A 17,848-nucleotide genomic window follows, 5' to 3' on the forward strand; every position below is an offset into this window, starting at 1 on the left:
CTCCAGTGGTGATCGTGCAGGTGGGAAACGGGGCGGACTCAGTCGCGGGGTGCGGTGGGCTCCGAGTGGGACGGGGCGTCGGCCGGGGCGGACGCCTCCGGATGGGACGCCGCGGGGGTGGGCGCATCGGTGGCGGACGCCTCGGTGGCGGACGCCTCGGTGGCGGACGCCTCGGAGGCGGCCGTCGTACGGCCGGACGCCGAACGGCCGGACGCCGAACGGCCGGACGCCGAACGGCCGGACGCCGTACGGCCGGACGCCGTACGGCCGGACCTCGCATGGCCGGACGCCGCATGGCCGGACCTCGCATGGCCGGACGTCTCGCGAGGGGACGCCGCACGGCCTGACGCCTCCCCGGCCTCCCCGGCCTCCCCGGCCTCCCCGGCCTCCCCGGCCGGCTCGGCGGGCCCGGCCGGCCCGACGCCGTGCCGCGCCAGCGCCGCGTACACCAGCCCGGAGACGAGCGCGCTGAGCACGGTGAGGTCGGCGCCGCCCAGCGGGGCGACCAGCGGTCCGGTCCACAGCTCGGAGTCGCAGGTGAGCGCGGCGAAGACCAGGCCGGCCAGGAGGGCGGCCATGCCGGTGGGGTGGTATCCGGCGCGGTACCAGTACCCGCCCCCGCGTCCGGCGTGCAGCGCGGCCGTGTCGTACCGGCAGCGGCGCAGCAGCATGTCGGCGAGGAAGACCCCGGACCAGGGCGCGAACACGATGATCAGGAGGGAGAGGAAGCTGGTGAGCGAGGCGGTGAAGTCGGTGAGGAAGAACGCTCCGGCCGAGCCCAGGGCGGTGACGGCGATGCTGATCATCAGCGCCTTCGCCCTGCTCCAGGGAACGCCCAGCACCTGGAGGTTCAGGCTGGAGGAGTAGAGCGTGAGGATCGAGTTGGTGACCGAGCCGCCGAGCACCAGGACGAGGAAGAGCGTCTGGAACCAGCCGGGCAGCAGCTTCTCGGTGCCGGCGACCGCGTCGGTCATGTCGGTCCGGGTGGCGGCGGCCACCCCGGCGACGCCCAGCGCGACCGAGGAGATGAACCCGCCCAGTGCGCCGCACCAGGTCAGGGCACGCGGCGAGGTGGTGCGCGGCAGATAGCGGGTGTAGTCGGCGGGCATCGGCAGGTAGGAGAACGGCCCGGCGAAGGTCACCACGAGCGCCAGGCTCCAGCCGGAGATGCCGGGGCCGCCCGAGGTCGCGCCCGGGCCGTGTCCGGTGAGGTCGGCGTCGCGCAGCAACAGGACGAGCAGGACCGCGAAGCCGGTGGCCAGCACGTAGGCGAACCAGCGTTCGGCGAGCTGCACGGTGGCGTGCCCCCACGTGGCGATGGTGAACGTCAGCACGAGGGTGACGGCCAGGGCCAGCCCGCGTGGCGCGGCGCCGTGCCAGCCCAGGTCGGCGAAGAAGGCTTCCAGTGCCTGCGCCCCGACGACGGTGTTGATGATCGTGTAGCCGATGCTGACGACCCAGTTGAGCACTCCGGCGGGCAGGTTGCCGCGTACGCCGAAGGGCGCGCGGGAGATGACCAGCGTCGCGGTGCCGGTGCGCACGCCGCTGAGTCCGGCGGCGCTGATCACGAAGAAGGTCAGCCCGCCGAGCACGACGACGGCCGTGGCCTGCCAGAAGGAGAGCCCGAACAGGACGGCGAGGGCGCCGTTGATGACGTAGGTGAAGGTGAGGTTGGAGCCGAACCAGACCCAGAAGATGTCGCGTGCGCCGCCGTGCCGCTCCGCGTCGGGGATCGGGTCGATGCCGCGAGTCTCCACGCGGAACGCCTGGTCCCCGCCGGGCCCCGCCACTCCTTCCACCACGTGCCCCACACCGGCTCCCAACCTTGAATGGCGTTCTAAAACTTTGAACAGCATTCAAGATGACGCCCGGAAGGGAGCGCCGTCAATACCCCGAGGACACCTCGTGCACACCGCACGGATTTCGTTGGCATAGGCTCGCGGGGAACCAGGCTCGGTCCGGCCATCGGGAGGCGGCGGAAAGTGGCGCAGGCGGCGCGACGGCGCGACGGACACCTCGCGCGGGAGCGGATGCTGGAAGAGGCCATGACGGCGATCGCCGAGAGCGGTCTCGCCGCACTGACTATGTCTGCCCTCGCCCGCAGACTGGGCACCAGCGGCGGCCACATCCTGTACTACTTCGGCAGCAAGGACCGCCTGCTGGCCGAGGCGCTGCGCTGGAGCGAGTCCGGACTGACCGAGGAACGCGCCGCCCTGCTGACCCGCCGGGTCACCGCGCACCGCAAGCTCGAACTCTTCGTCGACCTCTACCTGCCGCGCGGCCCGCGCGACCCGCGCTGGACGCTGTGGATCGAACTGTGGGCGCGTACGGCCGCCAACGCGGAGCTGCGCGAGGCCCAGGACGAGCTCGACCGCGGCTGGCAACGCGACCTCGCGGCGCTGCTCACCAAGGGTGCGGCCCAAGGGCGTTTCGCCGTACCGGCTTCCGAGGCCGAGGCCCGCGCGGTCGAACTCCTCGCGCTGCTGGACGGGTTGAGCACCCGCGTCCTGCTGGCCGGGCCCGAAGCCGACACCGCATGGGCCCGGAAGAGCGCGCTGGCGGCCGCCGCCCGCCTGATCCCGCACACCTGAACGAGCCCGCCGGCTTCGCCGCCCGCTTGAAGCGGCGCACCGACGACTGCTCAGGAACCGGGCACGAAGGCCGAGGGCGGCCTGTCGCTGGACCGAGACGGAACGCGGACGCAGCGCCGCCCTCATCGCCAGTCTCAGGCCGTGAATCCGCCCCTCGGCGAAGGTGGGGAAGAAGACACAACTTTCGTTGATGTCGCACGGAGAGCGACTCTTCCTAACCTCCGGGCATGCGCACAAGGAACAGCCACCGCCGTCGGCTCAACACCCCCGCCCGTACGACCGCCATCGGCGTCACCCTGGCCGCAGTGGCCGCAGCGGTCGCGGCGGGAGTCACCACCCAGAGCGTCTTCGCCTCCCCGCACACCGCCGGGCCTGACGCCCACCAAGCCACTCGAAAAGCGCTGCAAGCGGTGGTCGAGGAGGGGGAGCTTCCGGGGGTCGCCGCCGAGTCCTGGAAGGACGGGAAGAAGTGGGTCGGGACCGCTGGATACGCGAACACCGAAACTCACCGCGAGCGCAACCGCGCGGAGCACTTCCGGGCCGCGAGTATCACGAAGGTCTTCATCGCCACCGTCATGCTCCAGCTCCAGCAGGAGGGCCGGCTCGACCTGGACGACACCGTGGAGCAGTGGCTGCCCGGGGTGGTGCGGGGCAACGGCAACGACGGCAGCGAGATCACCCTGCGCCAGTTGCTCAACCACACCAGCGGTTTGAGCGACTACACCGAGGACCCCGACTTCCAGCGCCGCTCCTCCGGCGCCGGCTTCCCCCAGCACCGCTACGACACCCACCGCCCCGAGGACCTGGTCGCCCTCGCGATGAAGAGTGCGCCGCGCGGCTCTTCCGGCAAGGCCTTCTACAGCAACACCAACTTCGTCCTGGCCGGAATGATCATCCAGAAGGCGACCGGCCACTCCTACGCCCACGAAGCCGAGCGGCGCGTCTTGCGGCCCCTGAAGCTGCGCGGAACCTCCTTCCCCGGACAGCGGGCCACCGTGCCACGCCCCCACCCGGTCGGCTACTCGAAGCTGCGCGACAAGCGGCCCGACGCCCCGATCATCGACGCCACCAAGCAGAACATGTCCTGGCTGGGCTCCGCGGGGGAGGTGATCTCCACGACCGGCGACCTGAACACCTTCTTCCACGCGCTGCTGACCGGCAAGCTGCTCAAACCCGTGGCCATGGAGGAGATGTTCACGATCGTGCCTTCCGAGGAAGAAGGGTTCGAATACGGCCTCGGCATCGAGTCCGTCACCCTCTCCTGCGGCGTCAAGGTGTACGGGAAGACGGGCCGCACAAACGGATCCCTGTCGGGGCTGGTCGGCACCAGGAACGGCGAACATCAGATGGCGTTCAACATCAACGGTGACTGGCCCAAGGACGCGTCTTCGTATGTCAACGTCGTCGATGCCGAATTCTGCGCGGCCGGCGCGTGGTGACCACCTGTCCACAGGCACGGCAAAGCACTGCTGGTCCGCGGTGGGCCTTCCGCGTCCGGCACCCGGGAACGGTATCCCCAGCCCGGACGCACGTGTGCCCCCGCGCTCCTCGGAACGGAGCGCGGGGGCACACGGCAGATGTCAGGAGCGGACCGGCCGGGTCACTCCCACTCGATCGTCCCCGGAGGCTTGCTCGTGACGTCCAGCGTGACGCGGTTGACCTCGGAGACCTCGTTGGTGATCCGCGTCGAGATGCGGGCCAGCACGTCGTACGGCAGACGCGACCAGTCGGCCGTCATCGCGTCCTCGGACGAGACCGGACGCAGCACCACCGGATGACCGTACGTACGCGCGTCGCCCTGCACGCCGACGCTGCGCACCTCCGCGAGCAGCACCACGGGGCACTGCCAGATCTCGCGGTCGAGACCGGCGGCCGTCAGCTCCTCGCGGGCGATCGCGTCCGCCTCCCGCAGCACGTCCAGCCGCTCGCGCGTCACCTCGCCGACGATCCGGATACCCAGCCCGGGCCCCGGGAACGGCTGACGCTGGACGATCTCCTCCGGCAGCCCCAGCTCCTGGCCGACCTGCCGCACCTCGTCCTTGAACAGCTTGCGCAGCGGCTCCACCAGCTCGAACTCGAGGTCCTCGGGGAGACCGCCCACGTTGTGGTGCGACTTGATGTTGGCCGTGCCCGTGCCGCCCCCGGACTCCACCACGTCCGGGTAGAGGGTGCCCTGCACCAGGAAGGCGACCGGCTCGTCACTCGGCGCCTCCGCGACGATCTCGGCCTGCGCGGCCTCGAACACGCGGATGAACTCCCGCCCGATGATCTTGCGCTTCTGCTCCGGGTCCGAGACCCCCGCCAGCGCGTCCAGGAAGCGGTCGGCCGCGTCCACGACCTTCAGCTGCACGCCGGTCGCCGCCACGAAGTCCTTCTCGACCTGCTCGGTCTCGCCCTTGCGCATCAGCCCGTGGTCGACGTACACGCAGGTGAGCTGCTCGCCGATCGCCTTCTGCACCAGCGCGGCGGCCACCGCGGAGTCCACACCGCCGGACAGCCCGCAGATCGCACGCTTGCTGCCGACCTGCTCCCGGATCACCTCGACCTGCTCGTCGACGATGCTCTCCGTCGTCCACGACGGGGCCAGCCCCGCGCCCCGGTACAGGAAGTGCTCCAGCACCTGCTGGCCGTGCGTGGAGTGCATCACCTCGCAGTGATGCTGGATGCCGTACAGCTTCCGCTCGTCGTTCTCGAACGCCGCCACGGGCACGAGATCCGTCGACGCCGTGACGGTGAAGCCCTCCGGCGCCGCGGAACAGGCGTCGCCGTGCGACATCCACACCTGCTGCTCGTCCGGAGTGCCCTCGAACAGCGTGGAGCCCGACCTGGTGACCGCCAGCGGCGTCGCGCCGTACTCGCGGCTGCCCGTGTTGTCGACGGTGCCGCCCAGCGTCGTCGCCATCAGCTGGAAGCCGTAGCAGATGCCGAGCACCGGGACACCCGCCTCGAAGACGCCGCGGTCGAGGGAGGGGGCGCCCTCCGCGTACACGGAGGAGGGGCCGCCGGAAAGGATGATCGCCTTCGGGTTCTTGGCGAGCATCTCGGCGGCCGGCATGGTCGAGGGAACGATCTCGCTGTACACCCGCGCCTCACGCACCCGACGCGCGATGAGCTGGGCATACTGCGCGCCGAAGTCGACGACGAGCACGGTGTCCGGGGCGCTGCTCTCGGACGGGTTGGAAGCCACGAAGCTGATGCCTTTCGGCGGTGAACGGTGAAGAGGGTTCACCCCCGATGATACCGATCCGCCTCCGGGCCCCACGCCCGCGCGGACTCCCCCGCCGCACTGGCGCGGGCTCCCCCACTGCCCCACTGCACGGGCGCGGACTCCCCCGCCGCGCCGGCGCGGGCTCCCCGGCCGCACAGGCAGCGCCCGCGGCGCCCTGCGGGGAGGGCGGCTCTCGGGCGCGGGCGGCCGTGACATACTGGCCGCGTGTTTACGCAGAGCGCTTTCTGGTTTACCTATGGCACCGGCCCGGCCGGCTGCCATGGTCGACGTTCTGTGTGAGCAAGACAACACACGACTTCCCCAGGCGCCCCGGGCCGGCCAAGGCCCGGGGCGCCTGTGTGTCGGCTCCCGGACCGCCGTAGCCCGAGGGCTCCACCGAGCTGAGGAGCTGGCAGCTGATGCACTCAAGCACCGCCGCACAACCGACCCCGCAGACCGCCTCGGACGACCCCGAGACGGTGATCGCCGCGGAGCGTGCCCGCATCGACGCGCTGGACGCCCGCATCGTGGCCCTGGTCCGCGACCGGATGGAGGTCTCGGAGACGATCCAGCGCGTGCGGATCGAGTCGGGTGGCCGCCGGGTCCATCTCGCTCGCGAGATGGAGATCCTCGACCACTACAGCGGTGAGCTCGGCTCGGCGGGCCGCGATCTGGCGATGACGCTGCTGCGGCTGTGCCGCGGCCACTAAGAGAGCTTGTCTTGTGGGCCCGGGCGCGTGCTGTGTGTGCTGTCTCCGGTAACGGGGTGCCACTGCCCGCAGTGTGCGGTCCGCGGGTGGGTGGTGGCTCGTGGGGACACCCGGGGCGCGGGGGCCCGAAGGGCCCTCACCCGTACGGCGCGTGACCGGCCCGGAGGGGCTTCGTTGATCCCGGTGTCCCTGATCTCCGCCGGGCGCCCGGCGGCGAGCGGGGCGGCGTCACCGGAGCGATGAGACGTCCGTCCTTCCCGGGAGGGGAGACGCCGGGCGTCGTGGGACCTCGCTTCGGTGCTGTGACCGGACGGCAGGGGACAGCAGCCCGGTCACGACAGCGGCCGGTCCCGGGGACGCTCTGGGCCGGCCGCTCCGCGGTCTTTCGACGGCGCCACAAGCGCACTGCGGACTCCCCGCCGAACCGCGGGAATCCCGCTGCGTCGAAACGGTTGCGGAAGGTGAGCCGCATCCAGGACGATGCGAGAGCGAGCCAGATGAGCGCATCACCCGATGACGACCACGGGTCGGCCGTGGCGGACTTCCGCCATTGGTTCGACCACTCCGGCGGCGCTTCCCCCCGGCGCCGCCCCTCAGCACGGGCGCTGCCCTGACGCCGGTGCTGGTCCGAGGGCCCCGCGGCTGCCGCCACCCACCCGGCCGGCGCCACGGGGCCCTTCGTCGTACCGACAGCCGGCTCGTCGTACCGACAGCCGGCCCTCCCGCGAGCGGGGCTCAGTCCGGCGTCTGGACGTCCGGCGGTGGCGCGTCTCCCGCCGACACGTCTCCCGCCGGCGCATCCCCCGCCGGCGCATCCCCCGCCGGCGCGTCTCCCGCCTGCCCGTCCCGCGCCGGCACGTCCGGCACCGGCAGCAGCGGCAGCCGCAGCGCTCCGAAGGCGCTCTCGGGGACAGCGGGCCTCGCCGGTGCGACGGGGGCCAGCCGCTGGTAGGCGGCGCTCTGGCTGGGGCGCGGGTCGCTCTCGCCCTTGTTGGGCCAGAAGGACATGGCCCGTTCCGCCTGCGCGGTGATGGTCAGGGACGGGTTGACGCCGAGGTTCGCGGAGACGGCCGAGCCGTCGACGACGGAGATGCCGGGGTGGCCGTGGAGCCGGTGGTAGGGGTCGATGACACCGTGCTCGGCGTCCTGTCCGATGGGGCAGCCGCCCAGGAAGTGGGCGGTGAGCGGAGTGCCCATCAGTTCCCCGATGTTGGTGCCGGCGAAGCCGTTGATCTCCTCGGCGAGGGCGCTCGCCGCCTGGGCGCCCTCGGGGATGTGCACGGGGTTGGGGGCGCCGTGTCCCTGCCGCGCGGTGAGCATGCCCTTGCCGAGGCCGCCCTCCTTGCGGTACGTGGTCAGCGAGTTGTCGAGCGTCTGCATGACGAGCCCGATGATGATGCGCTCCGACCACTTGCGCGCGGACAGCGAGCGGGCGAACAGCGCGGGGTGCCGCAGGCAGGTCACCACGTGCGCCAGGGCGCCGGGCAGGGTGGTGTTCTGCCGCACCTGGAGCGTGGTCAGGGCGCTCATCGCGTTGGAGCCCTTGCCGTAGCGGACGGGCTCGATGTGGGTGTTGGCGTCGGGATGGACGGACGAGGTGATGGCGACGCCCTTGGTGAAGTCGAGCTCCGCGCCCTTGCCCCACTTCTTGCGGTAGCGGCGCGCCACGGTCTGCGCGCCGACGAGGGCCTCGGAGTTGGTGCGGGTCAGCTCGCCGAGGCGCGGGGAGAGGTGGGGCAGCGTGCCGGCGTCCTTGACGCGGTGCAGCAGTTTCTGCGTGCCGTAGGTGCCGGCCGCCAGGACGACGCGGCGGGCGCGCAGGACGCGGGGTTTCGCGCGGCGCCGGTCGGTGCGCAGCGTCGCCACCTCGTAGCCGTCCTCGTCGGTGCCCGGGGTGCGCTCGCGAATGCCGACGACGGTGGTGAGGGGGCGGATCTCGGCTCCGGCCTTCTCGGCGAGATGGAGGTAGTTCTCGTTGAGTGTGTTCTTGGCGCCCCTGCGGCATCCCGTCATGCACTCGCCGCACTCGACGCAGGCGGTGCGTGCGGGGCCCGCGCCGCCGAAGTAGGGGTCGGGGACCTGTTCGCCGGGGGCGGTGCGCGCGGTGCCGTCGCCGTCCTCGCCGTCGCCGAAGAAGACGCCGACGGGGGCGAGGTGGAAGGTGTCGCCGTAGCCCATGCGGTCGGCGGCGGCCTTCAGGTGGACGTCCGAGGGGGTGGTGGTGGGGTTGAGGCGGACGCCGAGCATGCGCTTGGCCTGGTCGTAGTAGGGCGCGAGTTCGGCCTGCCAGTCGGTGATGTGGCCCCACTGGCGGTCCTCGAAGAACTGTTTGGGCGGCACGTAGAGGGTGTTGGCGTAGTTGAGGGACCCGCCGCCGACCCCGGCGCCTGCCAGGATCATGACATTGGCGAGCAGGTGGATGCGCTGGATGCCGTAGAGGCCGAGCGAGGGCGCCCACAGGAAGTTCTTCACGTCCCAGGAGTTCTTGGGCAACTCGTCCCGGGAGAAGCGCCGTCCGGCCTCCAGCACGCAGACCCGGTAGCCCTTCTCGGTCAGCCGCAGCGCCGAGACGGAGCCGCCGAAACCGGAGCCGACGACCAGCACGTCGTAGTCGAACGGGTCTGCGTCCGCCCGCTTTTGGGCAGCGTGGGGTAGGGACACGAGTACCTCCGGTTCTGCGGTGACGGTGCGGGCTGGCCGCCGGTGGGGGCGGCGGCGGTCTCACGGGCGGGCCGCCGGGACGGGACCGCCGGGCGCGGCGGCGGACGCTCAGCGGAACGCGGGGGCGGAGCGGCGGCTCAGCGGAAGCGGAGCGTCTTGAGTGCCTTGAGGGAGCGCGACATGAACGCCGCGTACGCCTCGTCGCTCATGCCGAGCGACGGTGCCATCGGCAGCACCCGCTGGTGTGCCACCGTCTGCGGCTCGGTGTACTTCAAGATGCCCTCCGAGCCGTGGCGGCGGCCGAGTCCGGAGTCGCCCATGCCGCCCATCGGGGCCTGGGCACTGCCGTACGCGGAGGCGTAGCCCTCGTTGACGTTGACGGTTCCGGTGCGCAGCCGGGCGGCGATCGCGCGGGCGCGGCGGCCGTCGCCGCTCCAGACGGAGGAGTTGAGGCCGTAGGCGCTGCGGTTGGCGAGGCCGACGGCCTCGTCCACGTCGGCGAAGCGGTAGACGGAGACGACGGGCCCGAACGTCTCCTCGCCGCAGACGGACATGTCCTGCTCGACGCCTTCCAGCACGGTCGGCTCGTGGAACAGCGGACCGACGTCCGGACGGTGCCTGCCGCCCGCCAGCACCTTCGCCCCCTTGGCGACGGCGTCGCGCACGTGCCGCTGGACGGTCTCCAACTGCCGTGCGGACACCAGGGAGCCCATGTCGGCCCCGTAGACGAGCGACGACCCGAGTCGCATGGCCCGCACCCGGGCCAGGAAGCGTTCCAGGAAGGCGTCGGCGACCGACTCGTGGACGTACAGGCGCTCGATGGAGATGCACAGCTGCCCGGCGGAGGAGAAGGCGCCGCGCACCGCGCCCGCCGCCGCCTTGTCCAGGTCGGCGTCGTCCAGGACGAGCATCGCGTTCTTGCCGCCCAGCTCCAGCGAGCAGCCCACCAGGCGGGCCGCGGCGCGCTGGGCGACCTCGCGCCCGGTGCGGGTCGAGCCGGTGAAGGAGACGTAGTCGCCGCGGTCGGCGACCTCGGGGCCGATCACGGGACCCTCCCCGAGGACGACCTGCCACACGTCCTCGGGCAGGCCCGCCTCGATCATGAGGTCGCGGGCCCACAGGGCGGTCAGCGCGGTCTGCGTGTCGGGTTTCATCACCACGGCGTTGCCGGCGACGAAGGCCGGCAGCGCGTCACCGACGGACAGCTCGAAAGGGTAGTTCCAGGGCGCGATCTGGCCGACGACGCCGCGCGGGTGGCGCAGCTCGGTGACCTTCGTCAGCACGGGTATCGCCCCCGTGTGCCGCTTGGGCCGCAGGTAGGCGGCGGCCTTGCGGCCGTAGTGGCGGGCGGCGACGGTGACCGCCTGCACCTCCTCGTGCGCGTGCAGCCGGGCCTTGCCGGTCTCCAGCTGGATGAGGTCGAGCACCTCCGACTGGCGGGCCAGCACGAGGTCGTGGAAGCGCAGCAGTACGGCCGCGCGCTGCCGCACCGGCAGCGCCGCCCACCGCTGCTGCGCCGCACGGGCCGTCTCGAAGGCGGTGGCGACGTCCTCGGGGGTGGACTCGGGCAGCTCGGCCAGCACGTCCCCGGTGAAGGGGGAGCGGTTGGCGGTCTTGCCGCTGCCCACCACGCCGCGGGTCAGGGCCGCGACGAGGTGCGGCGTGACCACGTCGGCCGCTGTCCTGGCCCCCGCGGGCGCGGTGGCGACCGGGTTGCCGTCGGCGGGAGCGGCGGCGGCTGAGGGGTTGGTGCTCTCCAGCGAGTCCGTCATGCGCCCGAGCGTACGACTCGGGGCACCGGCTCGTATACCCAGCGGTAACCCGTTTTCACGGAATCCGCCAGTGATTGCTGGCAACACCGGAACGGGCACCGGACGTCCCGCCCGTGGCGCCCGCACGGTCACAGATCGTGGATCTTCAGGGACTTCTTCGCCTCGTCGAAGACCTGCTCGCCGTCCTGGTGCGACTTGCCCTTGGCGGGCATCTCCACCGTGAGCCGCCAGCGCACGCCGTCACCGTTGACGTAGATCAGCTCGTGCCGGGTCTTCTTGGGGCCCTCTGGCTCGTCCATCTCGTTGAGCCCCTGGAAGGTGGTGACGACCTCGGCCGCCTCCTTGCCCTGCTGGTCGGCCTCCGTCACCCGGGATACGACGTTGCCCATCGTGTCGCTGTAGCCGTCCTCCTCGGCGCCGTCCTCGTAGTAGTCCTTCCAGGAGTTGGCCTCCGTGAGCGAACTGTCCTTGATGTCCTTGCTGGAGCGGCTCAGCTCCATCGAGATGACGCTCCCCGGATCGGTGAAGGCCACCGACTCCTCGTCGGCGCTGCGCTTGTACTCCTCGGGGACGGCCAGGGAGGCCCGCACCCGCTTGTCCTCGTTCCGCGTGTGCCAGCCGTCCGGCGCCTGGTCGGCCGTCAGGACGAAGAACACGGTGAGCGCTGCCGCGAGCGCGACCACCACGCCGCCCGTACCGAACTGCCAGCGCCGCTCGGTGCGCAGCTTGCCGAAGAACCCGCGCAGCCCGCGGGCCAGCGAGCCCCCACCGCCCGGCCCGGGCACCGGACGCGGCGAGCGCAGCGGCGGACGGGCCACATCCTCCAGCGTCTGGCGGACCTCCGCCGCGTCCGGACGCAGCGCCGCTTCCTTGGCCAGCAGCCGGGTGAGCAGCATCCCCAGGGCTCCGGACGCGCTCAGCGCCCGCGCCGGCCGCTGCGGCTCGGCCGAGAGCACCGCCTGCAACGTGGCGGGGCTGTTGGAACGGCGGAACGGGGAGACGCCCTCCGTCGCCGCGTACAGCACCACGCCCAGCGACCACAGGTCCGACTCGGGCCCGGGGCGCTGGCCCAGCACCCGCTCGGGCGCGGTGAACTCGGGCGAGCCGACGAACGTGCCCGTCTCCGTCAGCCCCTGCTCGCCCTGCACCTGTGCGATACCGAAGTCGGTGAGCACCACCCGGTCGTACCGGCCCAGCAGCACGTTGTCCGGCTTCACGTCGCGGTGCAGCACGCCCTTCTCGTGCGCGGCGTCCAGCGCTCCCGCCACCGCGAGGCCGATCCGGGCCGCCTCGCGCGCGTCCAGAGTGCCCTCGCCCAGCACGTCGGCCAGCGAACGGCCCTGGACCAGTTCCATGACGATCCACGGCTGGTCGTCCTCGATCACCACGTCGTGGATGGTGACGACGGAAGGGTGGTCGATCCGCGCCGCGGTACGGGCCTCGCGGCGCATCCGCGCGTGCATGGTCTCCCGCTCGCGCGGTGAGAGGTGGTCGGGCAGCCGCGGTTCCTTGACCGCCACGTCCCGGTCGACGACCTCGTCGTGGGCGCGCCACACCGTGCCCATGCCACCGTGCCCCAGCCGGGACGCGAGGCGGTAGCGGCCACCGACCAGCCGCCCCGCCCCCGGGTCGGCCCCGGCGGCGGGCGGTGCCGGCACCGCGGCCCGGGTCGGCTCGTAGGTGCGCGGGTCCCGCGCGGGCGGCGCGCTCTGCGCCCCCGGCGACGGCGACGGTGACGCCTCCGGCGACGGCGACGGTGGCGGTGACGCCTGGGGATCGTGGTGGCTCGCTCGTGCGGCCTGTGCGGCCTGTGCGGCCTGTGCGGCCTGTGCGGCCTGTGCGGCCTGGCGGGCCTGTGCGTCCTGTGATGCCTGTGATGCCTGGGACCCCTGCGGGTGCTGCGGGGGCTGCGGGTGCTGCGCCTCGTGCGCGGGCGGTGGCGCCTGCGGGGACGGCGGAGGCTGGGCGGGCCGAGGGTCCTGGTGGCTCGCCTGCGCGGGCGGTCGCAGCCCGTAACTGGTCGAATCGTCCAACCGGTGCCCCTGCTCCCCCGCGCTCGTCATGGCCTCCACCCTGGACCCACCGGAAAGGCGAGCGCCAGCGAGTTCACAGACCTGTGACCGTCAACGGACCGCGGTGGAACGGTAGGTGTCGGCGACCGCCTCGAAATGACGGTCGATCTCGGCCCGGTGGCTCTTGGAACCGATCACGAGCAGCACGTGGTAGCGCCCGTCGAGGATCATCGCCCGGTTGCGGGCGTACACCTGGCGCCCGCCGCCCTCACGCCAGGAGAACGTGCCCTCCGCCATGGCCGTGTCGCCCACGTCGATGCGCCGCAACCCGCCCGTACTCGCCCAGTCCGACGCCCGGTAGGCCGACAGCTCCGGCTCGTCCTCGCTCTGGTACGCCATCGGGTCCTTGCCGTACTTCTCCGTGCTGTCCCGCCCATTGACGACGACCATCTCCACCTGCCCGCCGTTGTAGCGCACCTGGCCGCGCCCGTTGGCCGAGCGCCGGTCCCACTCCTCGGGGACGGCGATGCGGAACCCGGCGGGATCCTGGCTGGTCTTGTACCCCTTGGGCGCCGGCGGGGACTTCGCCCCCGGCCCGGCGGACGACGCGGTCCCACCGTCGCCGCCCTTGCCCTTCTTCGCGTCCTTGTCGTCCTCGCCGTGCCGGTCGGCGCTGCCGGCCCTGCCGCCGTCCCCGCTCTCGTCCCCGCCCTCCGGCGGACGCTCCTGCTCCTCCGGCACGACGACGGAGCCCTTCCGGTTGTCGCCGCCCTCCTCCTTGTCCGGCAGGAACCACATGACGAACGCCACCGCAGCCGCCATGCCCAGCAGCACCAGCCCCAGGATCACCAGGCCGAGCCGCCGCGGACCGGCCCCGCCCGGCCGCCGCTCCCGCTCCGCACGCGGCACGGCAGGCGTCGGCGCCGCGGCGGGCTCGTACTCCGGCACCCGCTCGTGCGCCAGGGCCTCGGCGTGGTCGGGCACCGCGGCGGGGGCGGGGGCGGGGGCGCTTGGCCGGTCGCGCTCGCGACGCGGGCGGCGCCGGTCGTCAGGGCGCCTGGAGCGGCGACGTCTGCGCACCAACTCGCCGCGCCGCCGGACGATCGGCAGCCTGCGCGGGTCGGCAGGGCCGCCGGGCTCCAACGACGGTGCCGTCACCGTCCGCAGCCCGACATCCGGCTCCGGCGCCGAACGGACGAGCGAACGCAGCCAGCCACGCAGCTCCTCGAAGTCGGGCCGCTCCGTCGGGTCCTGGCGCATCAACGACTCGACGACGGGACGCAGCGGACCGCAGTCCTCAGCGAAGGCGGGCGGCTCCGCGCACACCAGCTGCACCAGCTCGGCGGCGCTGTCCTCGGGATAGGGCGCATGGCCCTGCACGGCGCGGAAGAGCAACGCACCCAGCGCCCACAGATCGGCGGCCGGGCCCACGGGCGGCGCCAGCCGCCAGTTCTCGTAGACGGGCCCGGCCTGCTCGGGTGCCCAGCGTTCCGTCACCGGACCCACGACCGTCATCCGGGCATGCCGTGCCCGCTGGGCCGCCAGCGCCGTCCCCGGGCCACGGAACCGTCCCGCGATGTCCGCCGCGTCCGCCGTCTCCCCCCAGGGGCGGTCAGCGGGATCGCCGACCGGCTCCTGGGCATAGGAGGCGTCTCCCCCGTCGAGCACGCGGTCGCTCTGGAGAGCGCTCTCGCCGTGGGGGGCGCCCTGACCGTCGAGGGCGTCCCGCCCGTGGAGGGCGCCTTGACCGTGGAGGGCGCCTTCGTCGGCTTCCTCGTCCGGGGAGGAGGCCGGGAGCCCCCTCAGGTGGCGGCGCGTCTCGTCCGGGCGTTCGGGCCCGGTGGTCCACTGTGCGGGAATGCTGCGCGTGTCCTGACGCCGCGCGCCCGGAAACGCGGTCGGACCACTCGCTGGGGTGTCGCTCCCCGCCGCCCCGTGCGGTCCCCCGTACGGCGTCGTCCCCGCACCGTAGGGGCCGGCCGCACGCGGGCCGTAGATCTCGTCCCGCTCGACCTGGCGCCCTCCGCCGCCCGCCTCCAGCGCGTCGGGCCGCACTTCGTCCTCGTCGGACGGCAACCAGCGGACCTCGTCGTCCAGCGCGCCGGGCGGACGGTGCGCCTCGCCGCTGCCGCTCCGGCCACCTCCCGGCGCGGTGGACCACCAGTCGCCGGCCTGGCGGGGAAGGTCCCTCTCGCCGTCGCCGCGGGGCGCGCGCCCCTGTTCGGCGCCCTGCCCGCCGGGGCGGTGCTCCGCGCTGCGGGTGTCGGCGAGGGCGCGCTGGGCGCCCTCCCGGTACGCCGCGATCGCACCGCGCCGTGCCGCGCGCGCCGACAGCGGGTCCGCCGCTCCTTCCCCGCCCGGTTCACCGCCGTCGCCGGGTCCGGGCCGGCGACGGCCACGGGCGCGCGGCCCGCGCACGTCCTCCTCGGGGTCGATGCCCTCGAACCCGAAGATGCCCCGTCCCGTCCCGTGCGGGGAGACGTCCGGCCGGCCCGGCGCCTCCCCGAGGGGCTCGTACGGGTCCTCCCCGCGCGCCGTGAAGCCTTCGGGAAGCCGGCGCCCCGTCCAGGTCGCAGGCCCCGCGCCCGGTGCCTGAGCCTGCTCATGCGCCTGTGCCTGTGCCTGCGTTCGCGTTCGCGCCTGCTGCGCAGTGGGCTGACGGAGAGGTGCGGGTGCCGCCTGCGCGGGGGCGCTGTCACCGTTACGGAGGGGTTCGGGTGCGCCGCCACCCGGGGGGTCTTCCCCGGGCGGTGAGGGCGCGGCCGTCGGCCCGTTCGCCTCGGGCAGCGGATCGTAACCGCACAGTGCCTCCTCGGCGGCTCCCACGACGAGCCCGGTGAGCATCGCCCGGCCGTCCTCGCAGATGAGCACGGTGCGGGCGGTGACGTTCCGGTGCACCCAGCCGTGGGCGTGCACGACCCCCAGCGCGGCCAGCAGGTCCGCGGCGATCTCGGCGGCGCGGTGGGCGCTCAGCGGGCGCTCGGACAGCAGCGCGGCGAGCGAGCCGGCAGGCACCTGTTCGCTCACGATCCACAGCCCGTCGTCCTCCACGAAGACGTCGAAGACCTGGTCGAGACCGGGATGGTCGGGCAACTGCGCGGCGGCGACGGCGGCCTCCATCGCTCTGCGCACCGCCGGGTCGGCGGGACGCCGGGTCGCCCGGCCGCCACCCGGCCCGCCGGGGTGTCCGGGCCCGCCGGGGTATCCGGGCCCTCCCGGCTCTGCCGGGTCGTGCGCGGCGGGAGCGGAACCGCCCCGGTGTCCGGGCCCGCCGCGTCCGTCATCGAGAGGATCGGCCCCGACGACCTCCGCCTCGACCACCTCGGGCAGCGGCACCTGGCGTACCAGGACCTCCTGCCCACTGGCGGTGTCCCAGGCCGGGGACTCGGCGAGCTCGTACGCGTCGGCGGGCGGAAGGGGCAGGCGGTAGCGGCCGGCCAACAGCCGTCCCGCGTACTCCGCGTACTCCTCCACGACGCCTCCCAACCGTGCGCGGGACCGCCAACTCCGTTTCCCCTCCGCCCGCTTGCGGACGGTGACGGTCTGCGTCTCTCACGATACGTCCGGGAACCCCGCGCGTCACCGCGACTCCGCCTGCCGCCGCCACCCGTTCCCGCGCGGCGCGGGCGGTCAGAGGGGCTTGAACGTCTCGAACGCCGTGTCCCTGAGCGTCTCGCACTCCTCGTCCTGCCAGGCGTCGGCCTCGCAGGTGATCAGGATCGCGTAGCCGTTCTCGTCATCGACCTTGAAACCCCGGTTGAGGATGTGGACCTTCTTGCCGTCCTCCTCGCGCAGGAACTGCCAGTCGGCGACGGTCGGATAGTCCCGCCACTCGACCGACTCGATACCCAGCGACTTGTAGCCGGGGCTCTTGCTCGTGGCCGCCGACTCCTGCTGACGCCAGGCCTTGGCGGCGTCCGGACCAGGGCTGCTCGTGCGGTCGATCTGGATTCTGGGATAGCCGCCCGAGTCGGCCGCGTACTTGCCGCCCGAGTTGCTGCCCGCTATGCCGTAGCGCTCCCAGCCGTCGGGCATCGCGACGGAGAAGTGGAACCGGTCGTCCTTCACCTCGGTGTAGCCGTCCGGCAGACCGGAGTCGGACGACTCGTCCTCGCCGCCGTCCCCCTCGTCGCCCTTGCCGTCCTGCTTGCCGTCGGACGCCGGACCGTCCTCCGCCGCGCCCGCTCCGGCCTCCTGGCCCTTCCTGGGGCTGCTGCTGCCGGCCTTTTCCGCGCCCGCTGTGGCCGATCCCTGACGGGACGCGTCGTCCCCCTTGCCGTCCCCGCCGCTGCTGAGGCTCACCACCAGCAGGACGATGACCACGATGACGACGACCACGGCCCCCGCCACCATCGCCAGTGTCCGGGGCGGGAGGCCCTTGCGGAGCTCGGGGAGGTCCCTCAGGTCACGCAGCGACGTGATCGCGCCGCTGCCCCCGCTCTCCGGCGGCAGCGCCCGGCCGCCGCTCCCGGCCCCCGGCAGCGGCCCCGCGCCGGGGACCGGGAAGCCGGACCCGGCGCTCTCGCCCGCGCCCGCACCGTCCCCCGCGCCGGATGCCGCACCCGTCGTGGAGCCGGCTTGGGAGCGGGGCGCGGACGCGGACCCGGCTCCCGCTCCACCGCCTGGGGCCTTGGCCTTGGCTGCGGACCCGGACCCGGAAGCGGACCTGGCACCGGGCCCGGAAGCGGACTTGGACCCGGACTCGGAAGTGGACCCGTCCGACACGTCGTCCGGGTCCACTTCCGAGCCGGCTTGGGAGCGGGGCGCGGACGCGGACCCGGCTCCCGCTCCACCGCCTGGGGCCTTGGCCTTGGCTGCGGACCCGGACCCGGAAGCGGACCTGGCACCGGGCCCGGAAGCGGACTTGGACCCGGACTCGGAAGTGGACCCGGAC

9 protein-coding genes and 1 pseudogene are annotated in these 17,848 nt (G+C 73.1%); 3 read left to right on the top strand and 7 right to left on the bottom strand.

Annotated features, from left to right (window positions below):
• Positions 1–38 precede the first annotated feature (38 nt).
• On the bottom strand, positions 39–1,811 hold the full coding sequence (locus AB8Z75_RS18780) for a cytosine permease (RefSeq protein ID WP_369203451.1): 1,773 nt from the start codon (positions 1,809–1,811) through the stop codon (positions 39–41).
• 171 nt (positions 1,812–1,982) lie between these two features.
• On the opposite strand from AB8Z75_RS18780, the gene AB8Z75_RS18785 reads away from it, so the two are divergent.
• The gene (locus tag AB8Z75_RS18785; RefSeq protein ID WP_369203453.1) at positions 1,983–2,591 is read left to right on the top strand and encodes a TetR/AcrR family transcriptional regulator; all 609 of its coding nucleotides are present in this window, start codon (positions 1,983–1,985) and stop codon (positions 2,589–2,591) included.
• 227 nt (positions 2,592–2,818) lie between these two features.
• Positions 2,819–4,030 (top strand): serine hydrolase domain-containing protein, encoded by a 1,212-nt coding sequence (locus tag AB8Z75_RS18790; protein WP_369203455.1) that lies wholly within the window; start codon positions 2,819–2,821, stop codon positions 4,028–4,030.
• Positions 4,031–4,191: 161 nt separating this feature from the next.
• Here the strand turns inward: AB8Z75_RS18790 and guaA are convergent, their stop codons facing one another.
• On the bottom strand, positions 4,192–5,778 hold the full coding sequence (gene guaA, locus AB8Z75_RS18795; RefSeq protein WP_369203457.1) for a glutamine-hydrolyzing GMP synthase: 1,587 nt from the start codon (positions 5,776–5,778) through the stop codon (positions 4,192–4,194).
• A gap of 440 nt (positions 5,779–6,218) precedes the next feature.
• Between guaA and AB8Z75_RS18800 the strand changes: the two genes are divergently transcribed.
• Positions 6,219–6,509: a chorismate mutase gene (locus tag AB8Z75_RS18800; protein ID WP_369203459.1), complete on the top strand. Its 291-nt coding sequence runs from the start codon at positions 6,219–6,221 to the stop codon at positions 6,507–6,509.
• A 735-nt stretch (positions 6,510–7,244) separates the two neighbouring features.
• Here the strand turns inward: AB8Z75_RS18800 and AB8Z75_RS18805 are convergent.
• The 5 genes and pseudogenes from AB8Z75_RS18805 to AB8Z75_RS18825 form a co-directional block, all read right to left on the bottom strand.
• On the bottom strand, positions 7,245–9,170 hold the full coding sequence (locus AB8Z75_RS18805; protein WP_369203461.1) for a GMC oxidoreductase: 1,926 nt from the start codon (positions 9,168–9,170) through the stop codon (positions 7,245–7,247).
• A gap of 137 nt (positions 9,171–9,307) precedes the next feature.
• Positions 9,308–10,942, bottom strand: coding sequence for a succinic semialdehyde dehydrogenase (locus tag AB8Z75_RS18810; protein WP_369203463.1), 1,635 nt, complete (start codon positions 10,940–10,942; stop codon positions 9,308–9,310).
• A 128-nt stretch (positions 10,943–11,070) separates the two neighbouring features.
• A complete protein-coding gene (locus AB8Z75_RS18815) occupies positions 11,071–13,005 on the bottom strand; it encodes a serine/threonine-protein kinase (protein WP_369203465.1) in 1,935 nt (644 codons plus the stop codon).
• A gap of 60 nt (positions 13,006–13,065) precedes the next feature.
• The gene (locus tag AB8Z75_RS18820) at positions 13,066–16,428 is read right to left on the bottom strand and encodes a protein kinase (RefSeq protein ID WP_369203467.1); all 3,363 of its coding nucleotides are present in this window, start codon (positions 16,426–16,428) and stop codon (positions 13,066–13,068) included.
• A gap of 156 nt (positions 16,429–16,584) precedes the next feature.
• Positions 16,585–17,848 (bottom strand): annotated as a pseudogene (locus AB8Z75_RS18825) (serine/threonine protein kinase); the annotation flags it as partial.

The sequence above is a fragment of the Streptomyces sp. PU-14G genome, assembly GCF_041028275.1.
Lineage (GTDB): Bacteria > Actinomycetota > Actinomycetes > Streptomycetales > Streptomycetaceae > Streptomyces.